Origin of the sequence: Pseudohongiella nitratireducens, from assembly GCF_001642735.1 — a bacterium.
Lineage (GTDB): Bacteria > Pseudomonadota > Gammaproteobacteria > Pseudomonadales > Pseudohongiellaceae > Pseudohongiella > Pseudohongiella nitratireducens.
Genome location: NZ_LWHM01000031.1, coordinates 208,806 through 230,415 on the forward strand (window position 1 = coordinate 208,806; position 21,610 = coordinate 230,415).

Sequence of the window (21,610 nt, forward strand, 5' to 3'; positions counted from 1 at the left end):
TACCAGCAATGCCACCTATACAATCTATACACGTGACCTGTGTCGCGGTCCTGGTCTGGCACAAAGCCAGGCTTTGCGCCAGACCGGCTCTCCCTGACTCTTGCCAGGCATTAAGGCATCGAGTCGACTTCTTCGCCTTCCTTGACGGGTACCGCCAGGTCTTCCTTCTGGATTTTCAGGCGCATCAGGAAATTACAACTGATATTCAATGATGTGTAAGTACCGACACCAACACCGACAATCAGTGCAATCGCAAAACCTCGTATCGACTCACCACCAATGATCAGCATTGAGAACAAGGCCAGCATGGTGGTTAATGACGTCACAAAGGTTCGGCTGATGACCTGATTCAACGTTGTATTCAGAACGACTTCAGGATCATTGGTACGCATGGTGCGGAAATTTTCACGGGCTCGGTCAAATACCACAATCGTATCATTCAACGAGTAGCCGATGACCGCCAGCAGGGCTGCCATCACCGTCAGATCAAAGGTCAGGTGGAACAGGGATATCACGCCCAGCACGACAATCACGTCATGCATCAATGCCAGCACAGCCGCCACACCAAACTTGTACTGGAAGCGCATCGCCACGTACATCATGACAATACCCAGTGCCACCAGCAGCGCCAATGCCCCTTTCTCAGCAAGTTCAGCACCAACTTTAGGTCCAACATACTCAGAGCGGCGCATCTCAATATTCTGATCACTGGCAGAGCGCAGTGCCTCCAGCACTTCCACCCCCAGCGTGGAGGCGGCACTGGCTGCAGCCAGATCATCCTCACCGGCTTCCACCGGCAGGCGAACCAGCAGGTCGCGATCTGACCCGAAGGTCACCACGACAGCTTCTTCATAACCGGAATTTACCAGTTGCTGGCGAACGTCGGCTGGATCAACTGCCTGTTCGTATCCCACTTCAATCAGCGTACCGCTGGTGAAATCCAGGCCGAACTCAAAGCGGTTAATCGCCAAAGACAGCAGCGCGATGATCAGCATAGTACCTGAAATCATGCTGGTGATACGCCGACGTTTGGCGCTCATGAAGTCTAAATCTGATTTTAATAATGCCATAACGTTACTCTAACCTTACTCGGTGACGACTAGCCGTTTTCAGGATTTAATAAAAGGTCCAATGGACAGGGATGTCACCCGCCGCCCACCGTACATGAGGTTAACGACTGCGCGCGTCACCATGATCGCCGAGAACATCGACGTGATAATGCCCACCATCAGCGTAACCGAGAATCCTTTTACCGGTCCGGTACCAACCGTGAACAGCACCATTGCCACCAGGAAGGTAGTGATATTGGCATCCAGAATCGTACTGAATGCCCGATCAAAACCAGCAGAGATAGCGTTCTGTGGCGACATCCCGGCGACAATCTCTTCACGTATCCGGGTAAAGATCAGTACGTTGGCATCTACCGCCATACCGATGGTCAATACAATACCGAAAATACCTGGCAAGGTCAGTGTCGCCTGGATAATCGACATGATCGCCACCAGCAACATGACGTTACTGATCAATGCTATGTTGGCAGCCAGGCCAAACAGGCGGTAGTAATACAGCATGAAGGACAGCACCAGGAAGTAACCCAGCGCAACAGCTTCAGCGCCTTGAATAATATTTTCCTGACCCAGGCTCGGACCAACCGTGCGCTCTTCCACGAAATACATTGGAGCAGCCAGGGCACCGGATCGTATCAATAACGACAGATCGTTAGCTTCACGTGAACTCAGACCGGTAATCACAAACTCACGTCCCAGGGCGGCACGAATCACGGCATGGCTGATCAGGCTACGCTCTTCATAGCTCTCCTGCTCCTCCACCTGATTGCCGTTCTCATCCGTTGTCATAACCGTGCGAGTGCGGGTTTCAATCAGCAGAATATCCATCGGCTGACCGATATTCTCTCGCGTGACCCGGTTAAACTGCTGCCCACCCTGTGCATCCAGATTGATGACAACCTGTGGCTGACCATATTGGTCTAGTGAGGAGCGTACATTTGAGACCCGGTCACCCTGCAGAATAACGTCGTTATTCACATTGACCGGCGTTCCCTGATATTCATAGGTTTCATAACTTGCCGAGGGAGCACCCACTTCAGCAGAGAGGTGAAATTGCAATGTGGCAATACGTTGCAGAATACGTTTTGCCTGGGCCGTGTCCTGTACACCTGGCAATTCGACCACAATGCGGTTTGGCCCTTGCTGCTGAATGACAGGCTCGGATACACCCAGTGAGTCCACCCGGTTACGGATACTGGTCTGGTTAGCGGTAATGGTATCGCTGCGCATCTGTTCGACGCTTTCAGGTGTCATCGCCAGATCCAGCAGGTATTCACCACCACTTTCACGGCCGATCACCTGCAGGTCAGCAAAACCCTCTCGAACAATGCTGCGCGCCTGGCTACGGCTTTCTTCATCCGCAAAACTTAATTCAATGCTGTAGTCTTCGAGCACTTCCATGTTCCGGGCACGAATGCGCTCATTACGCAGTTCCTGGCGAATATTACTGAGGATATTCTCCATTCGGCGGCGCTGCGCCGTGTCCATGTCCACTTCCATCAGAAAGTGCACACCGCCCTGCAGGTCCAGCCCCAGGTTCATCCTGCTGGCACCAATACCTTGCAGAAAATCAGGTGTGGTTGGCGCCAGGTTCAGAGCGACAATGTAGCCTTCACCCAGCGTGTCTTCGATGACCGCTTTGGCACTGAGCTGATCCTCCAGTGAGGAAAAACGAATCAGGCCGCCCAGGTCATTGAGTTCATCACCAAAATAATCGATGCCCTGCGCACGCAGTGCATCAGTGGCCATGCCTACATCGATCTGGGTGACAGGGTCATTTTCGTGGGAAATCTGAATGGCCGGGTCATCGGGATAAAGGTTGGGAAGTGCATATAGCAATCCGAGCAGCAGCACGGTGACTACCAGGATATTCTTCCAGAGCGGGAACTTATTCAGCATTTGACTTTAAACCTGTAGCTCACGACCGGTCACTGCCAGGCAGGCTGAGCCGGTCGTTTTCAACAACAGCAGACCTAACAGCCTGCCGACTTCGTCAGATCGACTTGATCGTTCCTTTGGGCAGAGCGGCGGCAACCGCTGACTTTTGCATGTTCAGCTGAACACCCTCAGCCACTTCAACGGTGACATACTCTTCAGTCACATTAGTCACTTTACCCAGGATCCCGCCACTGGTGAGCACCTCATCACCTTTGCCAAGGCCGGCAACCAGTTCACGATGCTCTTTAGCGCGCTTGGACTGCGGACGCCACAACATCAGATAAAACAGCACGAACATGCCGCCGATAAATAGCAGATTAAAAATGGCACTACCCTGGGCACCGCCCCCGGCTTGCTGTGCATGTGCTGTGCTGATTAAAAAATCCATAATACTCTCTCTGTTTATCTCTTATATTTACTGTTCTTGATGGTCTGGCTCGATTGCGTTCTTGTTTATTAAGTATGGCCACTGATTGCTGATTTCAATGGCTCGTAACTGATTCCTGTCGCTATTTTGCCTTTTTACCGAGTTATCGCCTTCTATCAGGCGTCCGGTGACTCGGCAAGCACGCGTTGCTGCCGATAAAACGCTTCAGTGAAGGCCGTAAATCTACCCTGTTCCAGGGCCTGACGCAAACCCAGCATAAGCGCCTGGTAGTAGTGCAGATTATGAATGGTATTTAGCTGAGCACCCAGCATTTCCTTGCACTTGTCCAGGTGATGTAAATAGGCGCGGCTGAAGTTCTGACAGGTGTAACAGTCGCAGGCCGGATCCAGCGGTCGTGTATCACGTTTGTAGCGGGCATTGCGAAGTTTCAGCAGCCCCTGACTGGTAAACAGGTAGCCATTGCGAGCGTTGCGGGTCGGCATGACACAATCAAACATATCGATACCGCGACTGACTGCTGCCACAATATCGGACGGCGTCCCCACGCCCATCAGGTAACGGGGTTTGTCTTCCGGCATTTTCCAGGCGACCGTATCCAGCACCCGGATCATGTCTTCCTTGGGCTCACCGACAGAGAGTCCGCCAATGGCATAGCCGTCAAAGTCCATTTGTTTCAGGGCATCCAGCGACTGCAGCCGCAGGTTTTCATACATCCCTCCCTGCACGATGCCAAACAGCGCGCCAGCGTGATCTCCATGCGCCGCTTTACAGCGCTTGGCCCAACGCAACGAGAGCTGCATGGATTCCTCGGCCTGCTGTTCACTCGCCGGGTACGGGGTGCACTCATCAAATATCATAATGATGTCCGAACCCAGAGCATGCTGAACGGCAATTGCGGACTCCGGCCCCAGGAATACCTTGGCGCCATCTACCGGAGAACGGAACTCTACGCCCTCTTCGCTGATTTTGCGCATCTCTCCCAGACTGAATACCTGGAATCCGCCGGAATCGGTCAGGATAGGCTTTTCCCAGCCGGTAAAGTCATGCAGATCGCCATGCTCACGAATAATATCCGTGCCGGGGCGCAGCATCAGGTGAAAGGTGTTACCCAGAATAATCTCGGCGCCAGTATCGAGCACCTGTTGAGGCGTCACACCTTTGACTGTGCCATAGGTGCCAACCGGCATGAAAGCAGGTGTTTGTACATCACCGCGTGGAAATGACAGAGTCGCTCGGCGCGCCTTGCCTTCAGTCTGATGAACCTTGAACTTCATTAGTGTTCTCGCGTCGCACGGAATTTAATATCGGGCCAGCGCTCTTCCATCAGGCTGAGGTTAACGCGCGTTGGCGGCAGATAGGTCAGGTGGTCCCCACCATCAACTGACAGGTTGTCGTATGCCTTTTTCTTGAACTCTTCCAGCTTTGCCGGATCATCCGCTGTCACCCAGCGAGCGGAAAATATGTTGACCGGCTCATAGATACAGTCGACTTTGTACTCATCTTTCAGTCGATAGGCCACCACTTCAAACTGCAGCACACCGACGGCCCCAACGATCAGATCATTGTTGCGCATTGGCATAAAGACCTGCACAGAGCCTTCTTCAGACAATTGTCGCAGGCCTTTTTGCAGTTGCTTGGTCTTCATCGGATCTTTCAGGCGGATGCGCTGAAACAGTTCCGGCGCAAAGTGCGGAATGCCGGTGAACTGCAGATCTTCACCTTCAGTAAAGGTGTCGCCAATCTGGATTGTGCCGTGGTTGTGGAAGCCAACAATATCACCAGAGACCACAATATCAGCCTGCTCACGTTCGCCGGCCTTGAATGTCACAGCATCACTGATGCGGATATCTTTGCCCAGGCGACTGTGATGCAGCTTCATGCCCTTGCTGTAACGCCCCGAACACACGCGCAGGAAAGCAATACGGTCGCGGTGTTTAGGGTCCATGTTCGCCTGAATTTTAAAAACGAAGGCTGAGAATGGTGCTTCTTCCGGCTGGACAACCCGCGTCTCAGTCGCTCGTGCCCGTGGCGCTGGCGCCCACTGGACAAAGTCATCCAGCAACTCACGCACACCAAAATTACCCAGTGCAGTACCAAAAAAGACCGGCGTCAGCTCACCGGCCTGGTAGGCCTCCAGGTCAAATTCGTTACTGGCCCCTTTAACCAGTTCAATCTCATCCGCATAGTCGTCTGCATAAGCCCCGAGCAGTGCTTTGGCTTCATCGCTACGCAACCCCTGGATACGCTTATCTTCCGGAATCTTGCTGCCCTGACCATGCTCATAGACATGGATGGTATCCGTGTACAGGTTATAAACGCCCTGAAAACCTTTTCCGTTACCCAGCGGCCAGTAAATCGGTGCACAGCGAATATTCAGCACGGTTTCAATCTCGTCGAGCACCTCAATCGGGTCTCGCGTATCCCGGTCCAGCTTGTTGACGAAGGTAAAAATGGGTGTATCCCGCAAGCGGCAGACTTCCATCAGTTTGATGGTCCGCTCCTCAACACCTTTGGCGCCATCTACCACCATCAGTGCCGAGTCAACTGCAGTCAGTACCCGGTAGGTATCTTCGGAGAAATCTTCGTGTCCCGGTGTATCCAGCAGGTTCACCACGGCATCACGGTAAGGAAACTGCATCACAGAAGACGTGACCGAGATGCCACGCTGCTGCTCCATGGCCATCCAGTCTGATGTGGCATGCTTGTCATTGCGCTTGCCCTTCACCGACCCCGCCGTCTGAATCAGGCGCCCGAATAGCAACAGCTTTTCAGTAATCGTGGTCTTACCGGCGTCCGGGTGAGAAATAATGGCAAAAGTGCGGCGCGTGGCCACCTCTTGGCTGATTGCGTTGGACATGTCTTTTCGTCTTGTAGGCAGAAAATCGGATGAAACAGGAAAGGGCACTATTTTCGCTGATCTGGCGCCGATAAACAATCCAGATGAGGCTTAACAACGTAAAGCCTATAACCCGTTATCAACGCCCGGCATGGATATCAAACATAATGGTAAAACTCATCGTAAATGCAATGGCCTTTAATGCCTGCTGGTTCGGGCTGGTATTGCTGGGCAATACCGCCGTACCCTTTGCCCTGGCCTGGGTAGTGATACATATTGCTCTGCAAAGAGAGTCCCTGCAGGAGTTGCGCTATATGGCCAGCGTTGTTGCCGTCGGTGCGGCTTCCGACTCATTACTGATCGCCAGTGGCGTGCTGACGTTTGAGGGAGCCGCATTTTGGCTGCCACTGTGGATGATCACGCTCTGGTTCAGTTTTTCAACTACCCTGAATCACAGCCTGGCTATCCTGCGCCGCTCACGGTTGCTGAGAACCCTGGTTGCCTTCACGGGGGCGCCATCAAGCTATCTGCTGGGCAGCCAGCTCGGTAATGTGGAGCTAGGGCTCGGCTTACCTGCGACTTTCGCTGTCTTTGCAGTTACCTGGTTCATTTTGCTGGAAATTTTTTCACGTATCCCTATCCAGAATGCAACACCCCCTGAACTCTGTCCAGAATCATAAGCTGAGGTCATTATGTTGCCGTTAATTGTCTTTTTTGCCCTTGCGAGTCCATTAAACAATCTGAATAAAGTGGGAGAAGCCGAATTTTCGGTCATGTTTCTCGATATCTACGACATTGCTCTGTACAGCGACACAGGGACCTATCACCAGGGCACCGAACAGTACGCGCTGACTATCGAGTATCACCGCAATGTCAGCGCAACACGCCTGCTTGATCTGACCCAGGATCAGTGGCAGCACCTGGAAGTGCCCGAATCCACGATAACGCAATATGCGCCTGTACTGCAGGATATGTGGCCGGATATAGAAAAGGGTGACAGTCTGACCATTAAGGTTTCACCTGACAGCAGTCAGTTCTATCACAACGAAACGGTCATTGGTGCCATTGAAGATGCCAGGTTCGGCAAGCTGTTTACCGATATCTGGCTTTCACCCGATACCAGTGCACCAAGGATTCGACGCGATCTGCTGGGCCAGGACTAAAAACCGGCTATGCATCAATGCCTTAAACCATCCAGGCTTATTTTGCTGTTAGTTGCTAAAAACTCAAGAAAATCTTTAGCTGACAAAGGCTTGCTGTATAGATACCCCTGGATTTCATCACAACCGTAGCCCTCAAGAATCACGAGTTGCTGCTGTGTTTCCACCCCTTCTGCGATGGTTTTCATGCCCAGGCTGTGTGCCATCTCAATAATGGCTTTTACGATAGCCCTGTCACTCTCACTATCCTTCAGGTCTTTTACAAAGGATTGGTCAATTTTCAGTTTCTCGACGGAAAAGCGCTTCAGGTAGCTCATTGATGAATAACCGGTGCCAAAGTCATCAATGGAAAGATGAAACCCCTGTTTCTTAAGCCTCTGCATCGTCAAACTGGCCAATACGGGATCCTGAAGTGCAACGGCTTCCGTCAATTCAAACTCGATCGAGCCAGGGTCAACCCCGTGACGAGAGACGATAGCTGCCAGGTGCTTGGACAACTCGGATTGACGGAACTGCACTGCTGACAGGTTGATAGCCAATACCAGATCACTTAAGCCTTGCGAACGCCACTCAGCCAACTGTCGACTGGCTGTATTCACCACCCAGTCACTAATCGGAATAATAAACCCATTACTTTCTGCAACCGGGATAAAATCAGCGGGCGAAATCCGGCCGAGCTCGGCATCATTCCACCTCAACAGGGCCTCTGCCGCCACAACCCGTTGCTCCGCAAAACTGTACTGGGGTTGATAAACCAGCTCGAGTTCATTGTTATCAATCGCGTGCTTGAGGTGATTACTTATCTCCAGAAAGCGGCTCGTTTGCGATCGCATTTTCGGCTCAAAAAACCTGATACTGTTACGCCCCGATGCTTTAACCTCAAACATGGCCGCTTCAGCTCTCATCAACAGTATTTCCAGCGCTTCACCATCTCCCGGATAAAGCGCAACGCCAACGGAGGCCGTCAGATTAAGCTCCCTGTCATGAACCCAGAGCGGCGACTCAATGACATTCAGCAACCCGGAGGCAATAGTAGCCGCTCGCTCGCGACCGACACCGGGCAACATCGCAACAAAGGTATCTGCGGACTGTCTGGTGACAATATCACGCACCGCCAGTGCCAGCTGCAACCGGCTGGCAACCAGTCGTAGTACTTCATCGCCAGCACTTTGACCCAGCGCATCATTAATCGCCCTGAAATTATCCAGGTTCAGGCAGAAGACAGCGATCGATTCCTGGTACTCGCGAGCAATATTCAGAGCGTGCCTGTATTGTTGATCGAGGATGTCCCGGTTGGGTAACTGAGTCAGGTGATCATAATTTGCCAGTTGTTCTATCTTCTCGTCAGCGGCTCGCAGCGCACTTAAATCTTCCTTGTGAGAGATGTAATTAATAATATTGCCATCATTATCCCTAACCGGGTAAATCAGGACCCGCTCAGGTATTTCACTGCCATCCTTGCGCCGGTTAATGAGGTCTCCCTGCCAGGGCTTGCCTTGCATCAGCAGGTCCCACATCTGATGATAGACTTCAGGAGGATTCCTGTTTGATTTGACGATGTTGGGCTGGGCACCAATCACTTCGTCTTTGGCAAACCCGGTGTTACGCAGAAAAGCATCATTGACATATTCTATGGCGCCGTTAAGTCCCGTGATCATCACCGAGTTTGGACTCTGCTCCAAAGCCAGTGATAAGTTCCCCAGGGCAGAGTCCTGACGTTTACGACGTATGGACTGCCAAACAGCCTCAGCAAGAATTTCAAGCGTCTCCAAATCTCTTTTTCCATACTGATCAGGCTTGTTAACAACACAAAATAATAATCTGGCTATCCCGTCTTCCCTTGCCGTCAGGCAAATCACACGGTCAATACCACTCGCATGGCTATCTGACAGCTCCGTACCCGGCTCATTGAGAATCAAGGGGTCAACTGCAGATAGAGCGCTCTCCAAAAAAGATTCGGGCACATCAATGCTGCCCCCACTAAACACAACATCCCTGAAACCGCTGTTTTCGCCCAGTACGAAGAGACATGCCTGTTGGCTCTCTGTGAGATAACGTGCATGCTCAACAGCGAAACTCAGTATATCGAGCTCAGTCTGAGTAGATACTTTACGCGCCAGTTGCAGCAACCCCTCATTAAGCCGGGCTTCGTGCTGTAATTGTCGCTGGTGACTAATCGACTCATTAATGTCACGAGCGAGTATCAAATACCGGCCTTCATCAAGTTGCCCGGCCTGAAGATAGGAGACAGAAAGAGAGAAGTACCGTTCGCCCTGCCATGTGTTCAATTGAATCATGTATCCTCTGGCATAGCCTGATTCCATAGCGGCTTGCATGGCCTGCGCACAGACTTTAGCGGCCTGTTCAGGCAGCGCCTCAGCAAGGCTTTTATTGAGAAAACGCGCCAAGGCGTCAACGAGTCCAGTCTGCCTCTCGGCACGCACGTCCAGAACGTATCCTTCGTGATTCAGTTCAAACAAGACATCGGGCAGGGCATTTAATGTCGCCTCCAGGCGCTGCTCGGATCGGCGTAATAATGCCCAGGGCTTCTGAATCGTTTCAACGAAAAGCACCCGATACAGCACCAGGTAAGCCAGTACTTTATACACATGTGCGGTTAGCGCAAAGTAGCTATCCATCTGGTTGTAAATCATGAAAAAAACTTCGCTGACTGTGGTCAGAACTACAGCCAGTGCCAGGGCGGAGTAGTTATACCTGCGAGCGGACCGTGTACCACGAATAAAATAGGCAGCCGCCACCAGATAAACGGTTAACATGATGAATTCGGCTAGCGTCAGAAGAGATTGACGTTGATCAGCGGCCAGGACAGAAGCTTCGCGGGAGGGGCGAACAATAACAAGGGCAAAAGTAATAAATACCAGAGCCAGGGTTGGGGCCAGGTAATAAAACCACGGCGCCCCTCTTTTTTGCGAAGCCGGCAGTACTGCCAGTCCCAGCAAACCGGCAGCAGCAAATAACCTGGCAGCAGTTCGGAAGTCTTGACTAATATTGGCTTGCTCAGCTCCCTGCATGAATGGCAAGCCCGGGAATGAAACCAGGTGAGCCAGATCCAGGGTAGCCACTGCCAGGAACATGGCCCCGACCCATTTCACAGCTTTACTGCCATGACTGCGCTGGGCCTGCCATGACACTGTGAAGATCATGAACGCAATACTGATGGTGATCAGTTCAAATACGGTATGAAGCACCAGGTAAGTACTTTCGGTAATGAATCTGCCTATCCCAGGCTCAAGGCGATACATCAGAAAGGCAAGAGCTATTGCAACAGCAGCAGTAACGGCTGCAATTTGCAGTTCACGCGTATGGCTTTGATGAACTCCTGACCAGCTCATAAAATCCTACTAAAACACCCTATCTCATTGTATTTATTATTTTTAAATCACACTAGCTGACGCACTCCGCCACATGTCATACATTGTGCCTGTTATAATTAGTGATCTAAAGCGAGTACAAAGAATTTCATCGTCCAAAAATGATCCATCTACCGCACTTGTGCGTATTACCCTACAAATCAGAACGCAGATGTCAGTTAACAGGTAGGCGGGACTATGAAAAATGCACGCTGAACGCGCAATTCGATTGCCAAAAGCGGGTCATCCCATTAAATTCAACAGGATGAGTGATGATCCCTGCAAAACGGAACTTGCTTCCTGGCTCGAGCTGGTCGGCATTGAACGCGATAAATCAGCGTTCACTGACCTGTTTCGCTACTTCGCACCTCGCATCTACCACATTTCACTGAGTAAATTTGGCAGCGAGACCCTTGCCAATGATGTGGTTCAGGAAACCATGACCAACATCTGGCGTAAAGCCCACTTGTTTGACTCGGCCAAAGGCCAGGCAACCACCTGGGTGTATACCATCATGCGTAACGTGTCTTTCGACATGCTACGCAGAATCAGCGCCAACAAAGAAGATAACCTCAGTGACGACCTGTGGGGGCATATTGACAACGCGGAAGAGGACTCATCATTGGAGCCCTTTCGTGACCACCTGGCTGATCGGGAGCTTCAAAATGGCATTGATAATTTGCCAGATGATCAAAAGCAGGTAGTTGAAAGCATGTTCTACCAGGATCTCAGTCAATCACAAATCGCAGAGAAACTGGGTATCCCCCTTGGCACCGTAAAGTCCAGGTTAAGGCTGGCAATGACAAAATTGAAGCATCACATTGGAGAAAAGCATGATTAAGTATCACCCCGACAATGCATTTTTGCAGTCCTTCGCGACGGGCGATCTTCCGGCCTCATTGGCCGCTGCTGCTTCTATCCACTGTGAAATGTGCAGCTCCTGCGCCCAGACCGTTCAATCCTACACAAAACAAGCAGCGACTGACGGGTTCAGCGCACTTGACAGCCGAACTGAGAATGCAGAAGCCTGCAGCTATCGCAGTATGAGCAGCATGGATGCCATGATCGAACAGATCACCAAAGATGAAGAGCAGGATATGGCATCAGAAAATCAAAGCAAAACCATTCAGGTTCAAGGCAAGCAGTTCGAATTACCCAGGGCACTGGTCAATATTCCTTTGGGTAAATGGAGTAGCCTTGGCAGGCTCTCACGCAGCCGTCTCGGCATGAATGATGGTGATATTCGCGCCAGCTTGCTCCTGATGGAAGCCGATGGAGGCGTTCCGGAACATACACACAAAGGCTTTGAATTGACTCTCATTCTTGAGGGGCATTTTAAAGATGAATTTGACGACTATGGCCCCGGTGACTTCCTCATGCTTGACAGCAACCATACCCATAATCCGCAAACGGATACCGGCTGTCTGTGCTATACCGTGTCCAACGATGCCCAGCACTTCACCAAAGGATTCAACCGGCTGGTAAACCCACTGGGATACTTTATTTATTAACCCCGGTTAATACTCCTTAAACCCGGCGACATCAGCCTCTTCCTCGCGGGCGGGTCAGTCATTACTGATCCGCTTTTTTTGTGATGGTTGTTGTCACAGTTATTAATATAGCTGGCAAGACTCAGTCATCATTTCAGGGTGATTTTTCAGCCTATACGATTGATCCATAACTTTGGCGGTAGCGTATTAAGTGTTAAGAAACTTCACCAGTAGCTGAAGGCTCAATATGTCAGACAACAACAGAGACAACGATAAAACCATTCTCATTACCGGAGGCACATCCGGTATTGGCAAGTCTCTCGTAATCGAGTGCATGTCCAAAGGTGAACAGGTGATTGCCTGTGGACGCTCGCAGGATAAGCTGGATCAGTTGGCAAAGGAACTACCTGGCGTGATGACCCTCTGTTTTGACATCACCGATAAAACAGCTATCGCCAAAGCTATACCCAATGAACTGACCATTGACTGGGCTATTTTAAATGCGGGCGACTGTGAATATGTCAAGGATGTAATGAACTTCGACACCGCCTTGTTTGAGCGCGTCATTAAAGTCAACCTACTGGCACCTGCCTATTTAGCAGAAGCCTTGATCCCGAAAATCAATACCGGTGGCAGACTGGCATTTGTCAGTTCCAGTGTCACCAATTTACCGTTTCCACAGGCTGAAGCCTATGGTGCTTCGAAGGCGGGACTGGACTATTTTGCAAAATCATTGGCAATTGATCTGAAACCTCACAATATCGGAGTCAGCCTTATTCATCCAGGCTTCGTGGAAACCCCGCTGACTGCCAGCAACTCCTTTAAAATGCCAATGATTATCAACAGTGATGACGCTGCCAAAAGAATCCGCGAGGGGCTTTGCCGGGGGCAATCATTGATTGCCTTTCCCCGGCGCTTTATTTTTATCATCCGGTTACTCAAACTGCTACCGGAAAAGTTATGGCAGTCATTTTTTAACAAGGATAAAGCATGAAAAAGATTGCCATTATTGGCAGCGGCATATCAGGACTCAGTGCTGCATACCTGTTATCAACCGATCATGAAGTTACTGTTTTCGAAAAAGACAGCCGGCTGGGGGGTCACACGGCAACCATGGATGTCAATTTTGATGGTGATCAACTGGCTGTAGATACCGGTTTCATTGTTTTCAACAATCGCACCTACCCCCGCTTTCTTGCACTACTCAATAAAATTGGTATGGGTCGCCAGCCGACAGAGATGAGTTTTTCTGTGCAAAACAAACAAACCGGGCTGGAATACAACGGCCACAACCTGAACACGCTCTTCGCCCAGCGCCGGAATTTGCTATCACCAGGCTTTTGGCAACTGATTCGGGACATTCTCAGGTTTAACAAACGCTGTAAACAGCTTTATGCCAGTGACAATATTGCTGACATCACACTCGGTCAGTTTCTGCGACAGGAAGGTTTCAGTCGTAATTTCTGTGAACACTATATTCTGCCAATGGGAGCCGCCATCTGGTCATCCTCTTTAGCAGAGACAGAAGAGTTCGGGCTGCCCTTCTTCATTCGCTTTTTTGAAAACCATGGTTTACTCGACATAAAAAACCGTCCTCAGTGGTATGTTATCCCCGGTGGGTCGCGTGCTTATATTGAACCTTTGACAGCCGCCTTTAAGCAAAACATAAAGCTCAACAGCTGTATCAAGAAAGTAGAACGCGGCAGCGATGGGGTCACATTAACCATGACTGATGGTCAACAGGAACAATTTGATGAACTGGTTTTCGCCTGTCACTCGGATCAGGCACTGATGTTATTAGGCGACAATGCAACTGAGGCTGAACGAGATATCCTGGGCGCTATTCCTTACAGTGCTAACAGCGTGGTTCTGCATACAGACATATCTCTGCTACCCAAAAAACGTAAAGCGTGGGCAGCCTGGAATTATCAATTACTGTCTGACCGGCAACGTCCTTCCAGCGTCACTTATAACATGAACATACTTCAGGGCATCGACAGCAAGCACACCTATTGCGTGACGCTGAACCAGGATGATTCTATCGACGATTCCAAAATCATTCAGAAATTTGTCTACCACCATCCGGTATTCAATACCTCATCACTGGCTGCACAGCAACGTCGCGCTGAAATATGTGGCCAGAATCATACCCATTATGTGGGCGCCTATTGGTACAATGGATTCCATGAGGACGGTGTTCACAGTGCTTGTGATATCGCCGAGCGATTTGATTCATCCATCAGGCTCGATTCGACAGGGGCAGGCAGCTCATGAGTCATGCTATTTGCACAGGCCGTGTATACCACCGGCGCATGGAGCAGGCCACACATAGCTTCAGCTATGCGCTTTACATGCTGTTAATTGACCTGAAAGATCCGGCAATAACACAGTGCCAGAGCCCGTTTATCAGCACTCGCTGGTTCAGTCCGATCCAGTTTCGCCAAAGCGATTACATACCTGGTGAACCGGGCTCGCTGGAAGAGCGGGCACGGGCCAAGTTACTGGAGCTTGGTGCCTCAGAAACGGTAAGCAATATCCGTTTGCTGACACAGGGACGGTGCCTGGGGCTCTATTTCAGCCCGGTTAATTTTTACTTTTGCTACACAGATAATGAACAGCAATGCCGTTACCTATTGGCGGAAGTCAGCAATACCCCATGGAACGAACGCCATTATTATCTCGTGGACTTGCATGGCAATCACATTATTGAAAAATCCTTTCATGTTTCACCGTTCATGCAAATGGCAATGAATTACCACTGGCGCATCACCCCGCCGGATGAACAGGGTAATGATATCCATGTCCATATCGAAAATCATGCATCGGACAAAGGCAAAGTGTTTGATGCCACACTGATGTTAAAACAGCTTGCACTGACACCGAAGAATGCTCGCCAAACTTTCTGGCAGCACCCCTTTATGACACTGAAGATTGTCAGCAGTATCTACTTTGAAGCACTACGCTTGATGTTAAAGCGAGTCCGTTTTGTCCCCTATCAAACGCGCAAGGCGAAGCGCGAAGCTCAGCATTAGTGGAGAGAAAAGCAATGGAAGAGCGAATTGAGTTAATCAAATCCACGCAACCAACCTGGTTACAACGCAAGTGCCGCCGTCTGGTCCACAACACGCTGGACAAGCTGACAGGCTGCCAGATTGAATTGCATGAGCCGGGTGGCACCTTTATTTTCGGCACGCAGTCTACAGACCCTGACAGTGCACTCACAGCCCGCATCCAGGTCAAGGATATCAGTGCCTACAGTGATTTTGTCAGACATGGTGATATTGGTGCTGCGGATGCCTTTATTAATCGCAAATGGGACAGTGACAACCTGACTGACGTGATACGGGTTTTTGCCAGATCCAAGCAGAAAGTCGAGAACCTGCAAAAACAATCAGGACTGCTTTCTCGGGGCTTGCAGCGTTTACGCTATGCCCTGCAACGTAACAGTATTAATGGCTCAAAAAAGAACATCCTGTCCCATTACGATCTTGGCAATAACCTCTTCACCCAGTTCCTGGATACGTCAATGATGTATTCTTCGGCAGTTTTCCAGCATCCCCGGCAATCACTGGAAGATGCTCAGCAACATAAGCTGGCAACTATCTGCGAACAGCTGGAACTCCAGCCGGAAGACCACCTGCTGGAGATTGGCAGCGGTTGGGGAGGCATGGCGATCTACGCCGCTTCGCATTATGGATGCCAGGTGACAACCACCACAATCTCTGATGCTCAATACGAATATGCCAGGCAACAAATCGAAGACGCAGGGCTGACATCAAAAATCACCCTGCTGAAAAAAGACTACCGGGAACTAAGCGGTCGTTACGACAAAATCGTCTCCATTGAAATGATCGAAGCTGTCGGCCACCAGTACCTGGACACGTTCTTCCGGCAGTGTGATGCACGCCTGAAACCCGGTGGCAAAATGCTGCTCCAGGCGATTACGATGAAAGATCAGCACATGGAGTTTTATCGCAAGCATGTTGATTTTATCCAACACTATATTTTTCCAGGCGGTTTTCTGCCTTCGGTGTCTTTACTCACCGACAAACTGACCAGTAACACAAAGATGGTAGCGGAAAGCCTCTCAGACATCGGCCAGGACTATGCGTTGACATTGCAGCATTGGCGGGACCGGTTTATGGCAGCATGGCCAGCGCTGTCGACCCAGGGCTATGATGATCACTTCAAACGGCTGTGGCTGTACTATCTTTGCTATTGCGAAGGCGCTTTCAGCGAGCAGAATATCAGTACAGTTCATTTTCTGGCACGAAAATCAAGGCACTAACCTTCTATAACCGTACAGTTCTTCCCGGTACTGTTCTTCATTGTACTGCCCTCGCTTCAGTCCTCTCTGCCTCCTTTCCGTCTAAGGGGGCTGAAGCCATGTCTGGGGCATTTGTGCTATCCTTGTCACCTTAAATAGCATCAACAAGGTTTACAACTTCCCAGGTTGTCCGGCTTTTCTGTTGCACAGTTTTTATTTTTTGTATGTACAGGTGAAATTTCATGATCCTTCTGGTCTTCGTCACGGTTCTATGGGCGTTTTCATTCAGTCTGATTGGCGAGTTCCTCAGTGGCCAGGTAGATAATGACTTTGCTGTTCTGACTCGTGTTCTGCTTGCGGCTCTGCTGTTTGCACCGGTCACCGTCTGGCGGAACATTCCCCTGCCACTGAAAAGTGGCATCATGCTCTGTGGTGCGCTGCAGTTTGGTGTCACCTACTTGCTGCTTTATCGTTCTTTCAGTATTTTGACAGTGCCAGAAGTTCTGCTGTTCACCGTATTTACACCGCTATACGTGACATTGATAGATGACGCGCTGAACCGCAGGTTCTCGGCAAGTGCACTGATCGCAGCAGCTATTGCTACCCTGGGTGCCGGTATCATTCGTTATGACGGACTGAGCCAGGACTACTTGACCGGCTTTCTGATGCTGCAGGTGGCCAACATCACATTCGCAGCAGGCCAGGTTGGCTATAAACACCTGATGGCCGCCTACCCGTTGGAAATACCGGCGTGGCGCAGTTTTGGCTACTTCTTCTTCGGCGCTCTGCTGGTCGCCCTGCCTTCTTACCTGCTGTTTGGCAATCAGGATATGCTGCCAGCCAGTGCTTTGCAGTGGGGAATCCTGGTCTGGCTTGGCGTTGTCGCGTCAGGCATGGGCATGTACTGGTGGAACCGGGGAGGTTGCCAGGTGGATGCCGGCACCCTGGCAGTCATGAACAATGCGCTGGTACCGGCCGGCCTAGTGGTTAACCTGACTATCTGGGGACGCGATGAGGCCATTGTGCCTCTGATTATCGGAGGCAGCATTATCGCCAGTTCCCTGTACGTCAACCGGGTTTTACGCCAGCTCAGTCACCGGTCGCAACCGGTCGATCCGGCTGGGTGATCCACTCGCTCCAGGAGCCGGCATACAGCCTGGGCAATGGCATACCGGCCACGGCTGCAGCCAGAATGTTGTGGCATGCAGTGACACCGGAACCACAGTAGCAGACACGATTATGATCGTTACCTGCAGACTGTAAGCGGCTGGTCAACTGACGACTGTCCAGAAACTTACCCTGGTGATCGACATTTGCATTGCAGGGCAAGCAGACAGCACCGGGAATGTGGCCGGCGACCGGGTCAATCGGTTCCACTTCTCCCCGGAACCGGGCCTCGGCCCTGGCATCAATCATGACGAACTCTCCGGTGTTAAGAGATGCCATCACCTCCTGCGCACTGACTGTCATGCTGTCCTCAACCGTTGCTGCAAAGTCCCCCGCTACTCCTTTCTTCTCTATTCCGGATTCAGTTTCACCACCTTCAGCGAGCCAGGCCGCGATGCCACCATTGAGAACATAAACATCTTCGTGTCCCAGCCAACGCAGCAGCCACCAGGCTCTGGCAGCAAAGAACCCCGGACCATCATCGTAAACAATAACCTGAGTGGTATTGCTCATCCCTTTTTGTGCCAGGGTCTCTGCCAAAGCGTCTGGGTTCGGCAGGGGGTGTCGACCCGTCTTACCGGGTATCACAGCCGCCGACAGGTCCTCGTCCAGATCCAGGAACTGAGCACCCGGGATGTGTGAGTCGACAAAACTCTCTCGCCCCCAATGCGGTTCTCCCAGCTGAAAACGACAGTCAAATATGATGACCTTGCGATCACTCTGACCGTCAATCTTTCTGTCATCCACCTGTTTGCCTGACTGAACTTTCAACTCAGATACGGAAATTAATGGGGACATAGATTTTGCAACACGCGTCTCAGCCATCTCACTCTCTCACAGATAATCGTCATCAAATCGTCAATTTACCTACGTCAGTCTGTCACAAAAACGGGTCAAACTTCGGGCCAGTTCCGTTACACATACAGATTAATAATACAGATCAGCTGAGCTGACATACTGACAGGTAGACGGATATGATTAAACTCGTCTTGCGCCAATCATTCAACCCGACATTGCAAAAACTTGCAGCACTGGATGCACGATTGTTCCTGGGTATTAACCAGGCGCATCAGCGGTTTAATCTGAGATCAGCGGTTCGACTGGTATCAGCCAGTGGAGATGGGTATCTTTATGCCCTGCTCGCTTTCATCCTGATTCTGGTGGACAGGCAGGCAGGAAGTACATTGCTGTTGGTGGGGTGTGCTGCATTTCTGATTGAACTGCCACTGTACTGGGTGTTAAAAAACACCTGCAAGCGTCGTCGCCCCTTTCACGTAGTAGCAGCGATGGCTCCTTTCCTGAAACCATCCGATGAATTCAGCTTTCCTTCTGGCCACACCACGGCGGCCTTCCTGTTTGCCACCGCAGCCAGTCACTGCTTTCCTGCACTGACACTGGTTCTTTTTAGCTGGGCGGCATTAATCGGGTTGTCTCGTGTCATGCTCCGCGTGCACTTTGTTTCTGACGTGCTGGCTGGCATGCTGCTTGGCACCCTGATCGCTAACCTAAGCCTCCTATGGCTGGGTCAGGGTCTGTAACCAGACCCTGCAATCCAGGTTAAACCGTCTGCTGAATTTTCTTAAGGTGACGGTATTCCATCCACAACAGAAACTGTAATCCGAATATCAGCGTGGCCGCCAGCAAATGGACAGGCTGGACAATCGCGGGCATTCCCAGGTGGCCCAGGGTAGCACCTGACAGAATGGCCAGTCCCACCACAGTAAGGATACCCAGCATCAGCCTGGTCAGGTAATGCCCCAGCCCCAGTGAATGGTAGAGCATCCATACGAGCCAAAGATTGGCAAACAGGACAACCGCCGAAAAAGAACGGTGAACATAGAAGAACCAGGGCTGCATGGCAATCCAGCTGGACCGCTCTACACCCTGAAAATGATTCAGGAAATCGGTCATTTCACGAACCTGAGTCCCCATCGTAACCTGCAATACAGTCATTCCAATGACTGTATACAGCAAAGGGGCAAACTTTGACGGCAGGCCTGAAATGGCGTGCTGACCGGCAATATCGCGGCGTGAACGCGCCAGGGCAAAAAGCAGCACACCCACGATGGCCAGGGCCATGACCATATGCAGGGTAATCATGCCGGGTTGCAAATTCGATGCAACTACGCGCGCGCCCAGCCAGCCCTGAAAGATCACCATCAACAAAGCTGCCACTGATGCAACCGGAATCCAGCGGTCATATGACCTCAGGCGCAGCGATTTCCAGGCAGTAATCAGTATGAACAGCCCAATGCTGACGCCAACCAGCCGATTGACATATTCTGTCCAGGTTTTAACCGGGTTGAAGCGGGTTTCCGCATAGCCACGATCAGCATAGATTTCCTGGTAATTCGCAGGCAACTGAGCCTCGCTTACAGGCGGAACCCAGCGGCCAAAACAGGTTGGCCAGTCCGGACACCCCATCCCTGCCCCGGAGGCACGAACGGTGGCACCCACCAGAATCAGAAAATAGACAGCGATCAGTGTGATAAGGGCGATACGCCGGTAGGAAACTAGCGCAGACGATGTGCCTGCAGATTGCATTTCTTGCGTCATGGGTAGTTTAGGCTCTAGTTCAGGTCAGCAGAGTAGACTAATGCGCCAGATATTGAGTTGTCATTATTGCGGCAACAGTAATTTTACTCCTCCCAGCCGCCGCTGACCACCATTGGCGCATGGCTTGACCTGATTACCTTGAATCCTGCTGATCCAGAACAAGGTTTGCTGACCCGTTTCAGCTCTTTCCAGTCTGATCATCCTGCTGTCGCCAGGCTGATGGTGTCTGGCCTAATTTTTCTTTAAATGCCTTGTTAAAAGACGATAAAGAGAGGTACCCGACATCAAGCGCAATGCTGGAGATCGGTATATGAGCCTCATCCGGATCACGTAATCGGCTTGCCGCCTCTTCAATACGATACTGATTAAGGAACTGATTGAAATTACGAAAGTGCAGTGTCTGGTTGATCAGGCGCCGTAACCGGTATTCCTGTAATGATACCTTGGCTGCCAGATCCCCGATTGTCAGCCCAGACTCGGCATAAAGTCGCTCTTCGCGCATCGCTTTGAGTATGCGGTCAATGTAACGTTGCTCCTGCTGGGAAACATTATCAGTTTCACTGACCTGTTCAGGGGGCTTTGGCATCGGCTGATCTGCTGCCGTGTGGATCAGGTGCGATGCATCGGCTTTGAGACGAAACATCACCAGATTCACAAACATCAGCAGAATAAAGACGCCTGAAAAATAGACACTGTCGAGTTGGGGGCTGCCAAGCCAGAAAAAGCCGGAGCCGACAATCAGACCGACAATACTGCCCATACCAATTGCAAAGGGCACACGAATCTGACGCCGGGGTTCCACCAGGTCTTCATCACGGCCACGATAGGCCATAAATATCACATGGCACGCCAGCAAGAACATGATGAACTGCGGGATATAGAAGTAAGTGAAGAAAAACAGACTGATTTCAGGCGGGCGGCCTTCAAAAAAGAACAGCCCGACACAACGTGCAGAAATGTAAAAGGTAATCACCAGCCAGATCCATTGCGGTATGGCACGGCGATCATCAAACAGGTTGCGAGCCATCAGCCAAAGTACAGCCGGGGTAAAAGTAGCCAGTACCTGCAGTGGCGTCCGAACAATATCAGGCCAGGGCCACAGTCCTCTGGACAGAATATAGGAAACGATACAGACGCAAAATACGGCAATCAGCCTGGATAGACGTTGCCTGGGAAAATTAATCAGATACAGGCAGGCAAGAAATACCAACTGAGAAATGGCAAGAAAGCTACTTGCCGTGTGAATCCATTGCATAGGGTCTGATGACCTCAGAATCTCATGATTATTATTGATTCTTATTTCAACCGCTTGGGGCAAGCAAGTCAATTAACAAATAAAAAAACCCTGCGCTAATGCGACCACTTCTCTG

General features: G+C 50.9%; 19 protein-coding genes. 10 read left to right on the forward strand and 9 right to left on the reverse strand.

Features of this window, described 5'->3' with window-relative positions:
- Positions 1–110 precede the first annotated feature (110 nt).
- The 5 genes from secF to PSCS_RS11360 form a co-directional block, all read right to left on the reverse strand.
- Complete coding sequence (gene secF, locus PSCS_RS11340; protein ID WP_229694608.1) at positions 111–1,040, reverse strand: protein translocase subunit SecF; 930 nt, start codon at positions 1,038–1,040, stop codon at positions 111–113.
- Between the two features lie 69 nt (positions 1,041–1,109).
- Positions 1,110–2,966, reverse strand: coding sequence for a protein translocase subunit SecD (gene secD / locus PSCS_RS11345; RefSeq protein WP_068812205.1), 1,857 nt, complete (start codon positions 2,964–2,966; stop codon positions 1,110–1,112).
- Between the two features lie 94 nt (positions 2,967–3,060).
- Positions 3,061–3,393 (reverse strand): preprotein translocase subunit YajC, encoded by a 333-nt coding sequence (gene yajC, locus PSCS_RS11350; protein ID WP_068812206.1) that lies wholly within the window; start codon positions 3,391–3,393, stop codon positions 3,061–3,063.
- 155 nt (positions 3,394–3,548) lie between these two features.
- Positions 3,549–4,667 (reverse strand): tRNA guanosine(34) transglycosylase Tgt, encoded by a 1,119-nt coding sequence (gene tgt, locus PSCS_RS11355; protein ID WP_068812207.1) that lies wholly within the window; start codon positions 4,665–4,667, stop codon positions 3,549–3,551.
- Positions 4,667–6,250 (reverse strand): peptide chain release factor 3, encoded by a 1,584-nt coding sequence (locus PSCS_RS11360; RefSeq protein ID WP_068812208.1) that lies wholly within the window; start codon positions 6,248–6,250, stop codon positions 4,667–4,669. Before PSCS_RS11360 ends, tgt begins: the two co-directional genes overlap by 1 nt.
- 146 nt (positions 6,251–6,396) lie before the next feature.
- Here PSCS_RS11360 and PSCS_RS11365 point away from each other — a divergent pair, with 146 nt between their 5' ends.
- Together PSCS_RS11365 and PSCS_RS11370 are read left to right on the forward strand one after the other, a co-directional pair.
- Complete coding sequence (locus PSCS_RS11365; protein ID WP_068812209.1) at positions 6,397–6,909, forward strand: DUF2878 domain-containing protein; 513 nt, start codon at positions 6,397–6,399, stop codon at positions 6,907–6,909.
- Between the two features lie 12 nt (positions 6,910–6,921).
- Positions 6,922–7,392, forward strand: a complete 471-nt coding sequence (locus PSCS_RS11370; RefSeq protein ID WP_068812210.1) for a chalcone isomerase family protein — start codon at positions 6,922–6,924, stop codon at positions 7,390–7,392.
- 14 nt (positions 7,393–7,406) lie between these two features.
- Here PSCS_RS11370 and PSCS_RS11375 read toward each other — a convergent pair whose 3' ends face one another.
- Complete coding sequence (locus PSCS_RS11375; RefSeq protein ID WP_068812211.1) at positions 7,407–10,742, reverse strand: bifunctional diguanylate cyclase/phosphodiesterase; 3,336 nt, start codon at positions 10,740–10,742, stop codon at positions 7,407–7,409.
- 223 nt (positions 10,743–10,965) lie between these two features.
- Between PSCS_RS11375 and PSCS_RS11380 the strand changes: the two genes are divergently transcribed.
- The 7 genes from PSCS_RS11380 (at position 10,966) to PSCS_RS11410 (ending at position 17,644) form a co-directional block, all read left to right on the forward strand.
- Positions 10,966–11,601 carry a sigma-70 family RNA polymerase sigma factor gene (locus PSCS_RS11380; protein ID WP_229694607.1) on the forward strand — a complete coding sequence of 212 codons (636 nt, stop codon included), beginning with the start codon at positions 10,966–10,968 and terminating at the stop codon, positions 11,599–11,601.
- Positions 11,594–12,271 (forward strand): ChrR family anti-sigma-E factor, encoded by a 678-nt coding sequence (locus tag PSCS_RS11385; RefSeq protein WP_068812212.1) that lies wholly within the window; start codon positions 11,594–11,596, stop codon positions 12,269–12,271. The genes PSCS_RS11380 and PSCS_RS11385 overlap by 8 nt, the downstream gene beginning before the upstream one ends.
- 226 nt (positions 12,272–12,497) lie before the next feature.
- Complete coding sequence (locus PSCS_RS11390) at positions 12,498–13,244, forward strand: SDR family NAD(P)-dependent oxidoreductase (protein WP_068812213.1); 747 nt, start codon at positions 12,498–12,500, stop codon at positions 13,242–13,244.
- Positions 13,241–14,524: an NAD(P)/FAD-dependent oxidoreductase gene (locus tag PSCS_RS11395; RefSeq protein ID WP_068812214.1), complete on the forward strand. Its 1,284-nt coding sequence runs from the start codon at positions 13,241–13,243 to the stop codon at positions 14,522–14,524. The genes PSCS_RS11390 and PSCS_RS11395 overlap by 4 nt, the downstream gene beginning before the upstream one ends.
- Positions 14,521–15,282: a DUF1365 domain-containing protein gene (locus PSCS_RS11400; RefSeq protein WP_068812215.1), complete on the forward strand. Its 762-nt coding sequence runs from the start codon at positions 14,521–14,523 to the stop codon at positions 15,280–15,282. The genes PSCS_RS11395 and PSCS_RS11400 overlap by 4 nt, the downstream gene beginning before the upstream one ends.
- 14 nt (positions 15,283–15,296) lie before the next feature.
- Complete coding sequence (locus tag PSCS_RS11405) at positions 15,297–16,538, forward strand: SAM-dependent methyltransferase (RefSeq protein ID WP_068812216.1); 1,242 nt, start codon at positions 15,297–15,299, stop codon at positions 16,536–16,538.
- A gap of 221 nt (positions 16,539–16,759) precedes the next feature.
- Positions 16,760–17,644, forward strand: coding sequence for a DMT family transporter (locus tag PSCS_RS11410; RefSeq protein WP_068812217.1), 885 nt, complete (start codon positions 16,760–16,762; stop codon positions 17,642–17,644).
- Here PSCS_RS11410 and PSCS_RS11415 read toward each other — a convergent pair.
- Positions 17,607–18,509: a sulfurtransferase gene (locus tag PSCS_RS11415; protein WP_082866324.1), complete on the reverse strand. Its 903-nt coding sequence runs from the start codon at positions 18,507–18,509 to the stop codon at positions 17,607–17,609. The two genes, PSCS_RS11410 and PSCS_RS11415, sit on opposite strands and share 38 nt — an antisense overlap.
- A gap of 149 nt (positions 18,510–18,658) precedes the next feature.
- On the opposite strand from PSCS_RS11415, the gene PSCS_RS11420 reads away from it, so the two are divergent.
- Positions 18,659–19,222, forward strand: coding sequence for a phosphatase PAP2 family protein (locus tag PSCS_RS11420; RefSeq protein WP_068812218.1), 564 nt, complete (start codon positions 18,659–18,661; stop codon positions 19,220–19,222).
- 19 nt (positions 19,223–19,241) lie between these two features.
- Here PSCS_RS11420 and PSCS_RS11425 read toward each other — a convergent pair whose 3' ends face one another.
- A complete protein-coding gene (locus PSCS_RS11425) occupies positions 19,242–20,240 on the reverse strand; it encodes a COX15/CtaA family protein (protein WP_229694606.1) in 999 nt (332 codons plus the stop codon).
- Between the two features lie 178 nt (positions 20,241–20,418).
- On the reverse strand, positions 20,419–21,495 hold the full coding sequence (locus PSCS_RS11430; RefSeq protein ID WP_068812219.1) for a helix-turn-helix domain-containing protein: 1,077 nt from the start codon (positions 21,493–21,495) through the stop codon (positions 20,419–20,421).
- Between the last annotated feature and the right edge of the window lie 115 nt (positions 21,496–21,610).

What these genes read in the sequence shown, in the direction of transcription:
- secF (WP_229694608.1), bottom strand. Translation starts at nt 1,040, where the DNA reads ATGAGCGCCAAACGTCGGCGTATCACCAGCATGATTTCAGGTACTATG.
- secD (WP_068812205.1), bottom strand. Translation starts at nt 2,966, where the DNA reads ATGCTGAATAAGTTCCCGCTCTGGAAGAATATCCTGGTAGTCACCGTG.
- yajC (WP_068812206.1), bottom strand. Translation starts at nt 3,393, where the DNA reads ATGGATTTTTTAATCAGCACAGCACATGCACAGCAAGCCGGGGGCGGT.
- tgt (WP_068812207.1), bottom strand. Translation starts at nt 4,667, where the DNA reads ATGAAGTTCAAGGTTCATCAGACTGAAGGCAAGGCGCGCCGAGCGACT.
- PSCS_RS11360 (WP_068812208.1), bottom strand. Translation starts at nt 6,250, where the DNA reads ATGTCCAACGCAATCAGCCAAGAGGTGGCCACGCGCCGCACTTTTGCC.
- PSCS_RS11365 (WP_068812209.1), top strand. Translation starts at nt 6,397, where the DNA reads ATGGTAAAACTCATCGTAAATGCAATGGCCTTTAATGCCTGCTGGTTC.
- PSCS_RS11370 (WP_068812210.1), top strand. Translation starts at nt 6,922, where the DNA reads ATGTTGCCGTTAATTGTCTTTTTTGCCCTTGCGAGTCCATTAAACAAT.
- PSCS_RS11375 (WP_068812211.1), bottom strand. Translation starts at nt 10,742, where the DNA reads ATGAGCTGGTCAGGAGTTCATCAAAGCCATACGCGTGAACTGCAAATT.
- PSCS_RS11380 (WP_229694607.1), top strand. Translation starts at nt 10,966, where the DNA reads ATGCACGCTGAACGCGCAATTCGATTGCCAAAAGCGGGTCATCCCATT.
- PSCS_RS11385 (WP_068812212.1), top strand. Translation starts at nt 11,594, where the DNA reads ATGATTAAGTATCACCCCGACAATGCATTTTTGCAGTCCTTCGCGACG.
- PSCS_RS11390 (WP_068812213.1), top strand. Translation starts at nt 12,498, where the DNA reads ATGTCAGACAACAACAGAGACAACGATAAAACCATTCTCATTACCGGA.
- PSCS_RS11395 (WP_068812214.1), top strand. Translation starts at nt 13,241, where the DNA reads ATGAAAAAGATTGCCATTATTGGCAGCGGCATATCAGGACTCAGTGCT.
- PSCS_RS11400 (WP_068812215.1), top strand. Translation starts at nt 14,521, where the DNA reads ATGAGTCATGCTATTTGCACAGGCCGTGTATACCACCGGCGCATGGAG.
- PSCS_RS11405 (WP_068812216.1), top strand. Translation starts at nt 15,297, where the DNA reads ATGGAAGAGCGAATTGAGTTAATCAAATCCACGCAACCAACCTGGTTA.
- PSCS_RS11410 (WP_068812217.1), top strand. Translation starts at nt 16,760, where the DNA reads ATGATCCTTCTGGTCTTCGTCACGGTTCTATGGGCGTTTTCATTCAGT.
- PSCS_RS11415 (WP_082866324.1), bottom strand. Translation starts at nt 18,509, where the DNA reads ATGGCTGAGACGCGTGTTGCAAAATCTATGTCCCCATTAATTTCCGTA.
- PSCS_RS11420 (WP_068812218.1), top strand. Translation starts at nt 18,659, where the DNA reads ATGATTAAACTCGTCTTGCGCCAATCATTCAACCCGACATTGCAAAAA.
- PSCS_RS11425 (WP_229694606.1), bottom strand. Translation starts at nt 20,240, where the DNA reads ATGACGCAAGAAATGCAATCTGCAGGCACATCGTCTGCGCTAGTTTCC.
- PSCS_RS11430 (WP_068812219.1), bottom strand. Translation starts at nt 21,495, where the DNA reads ATGCAATGGATTCACACGGCAAGTAGCTTTCTTGCCATTTCTCAGTTG.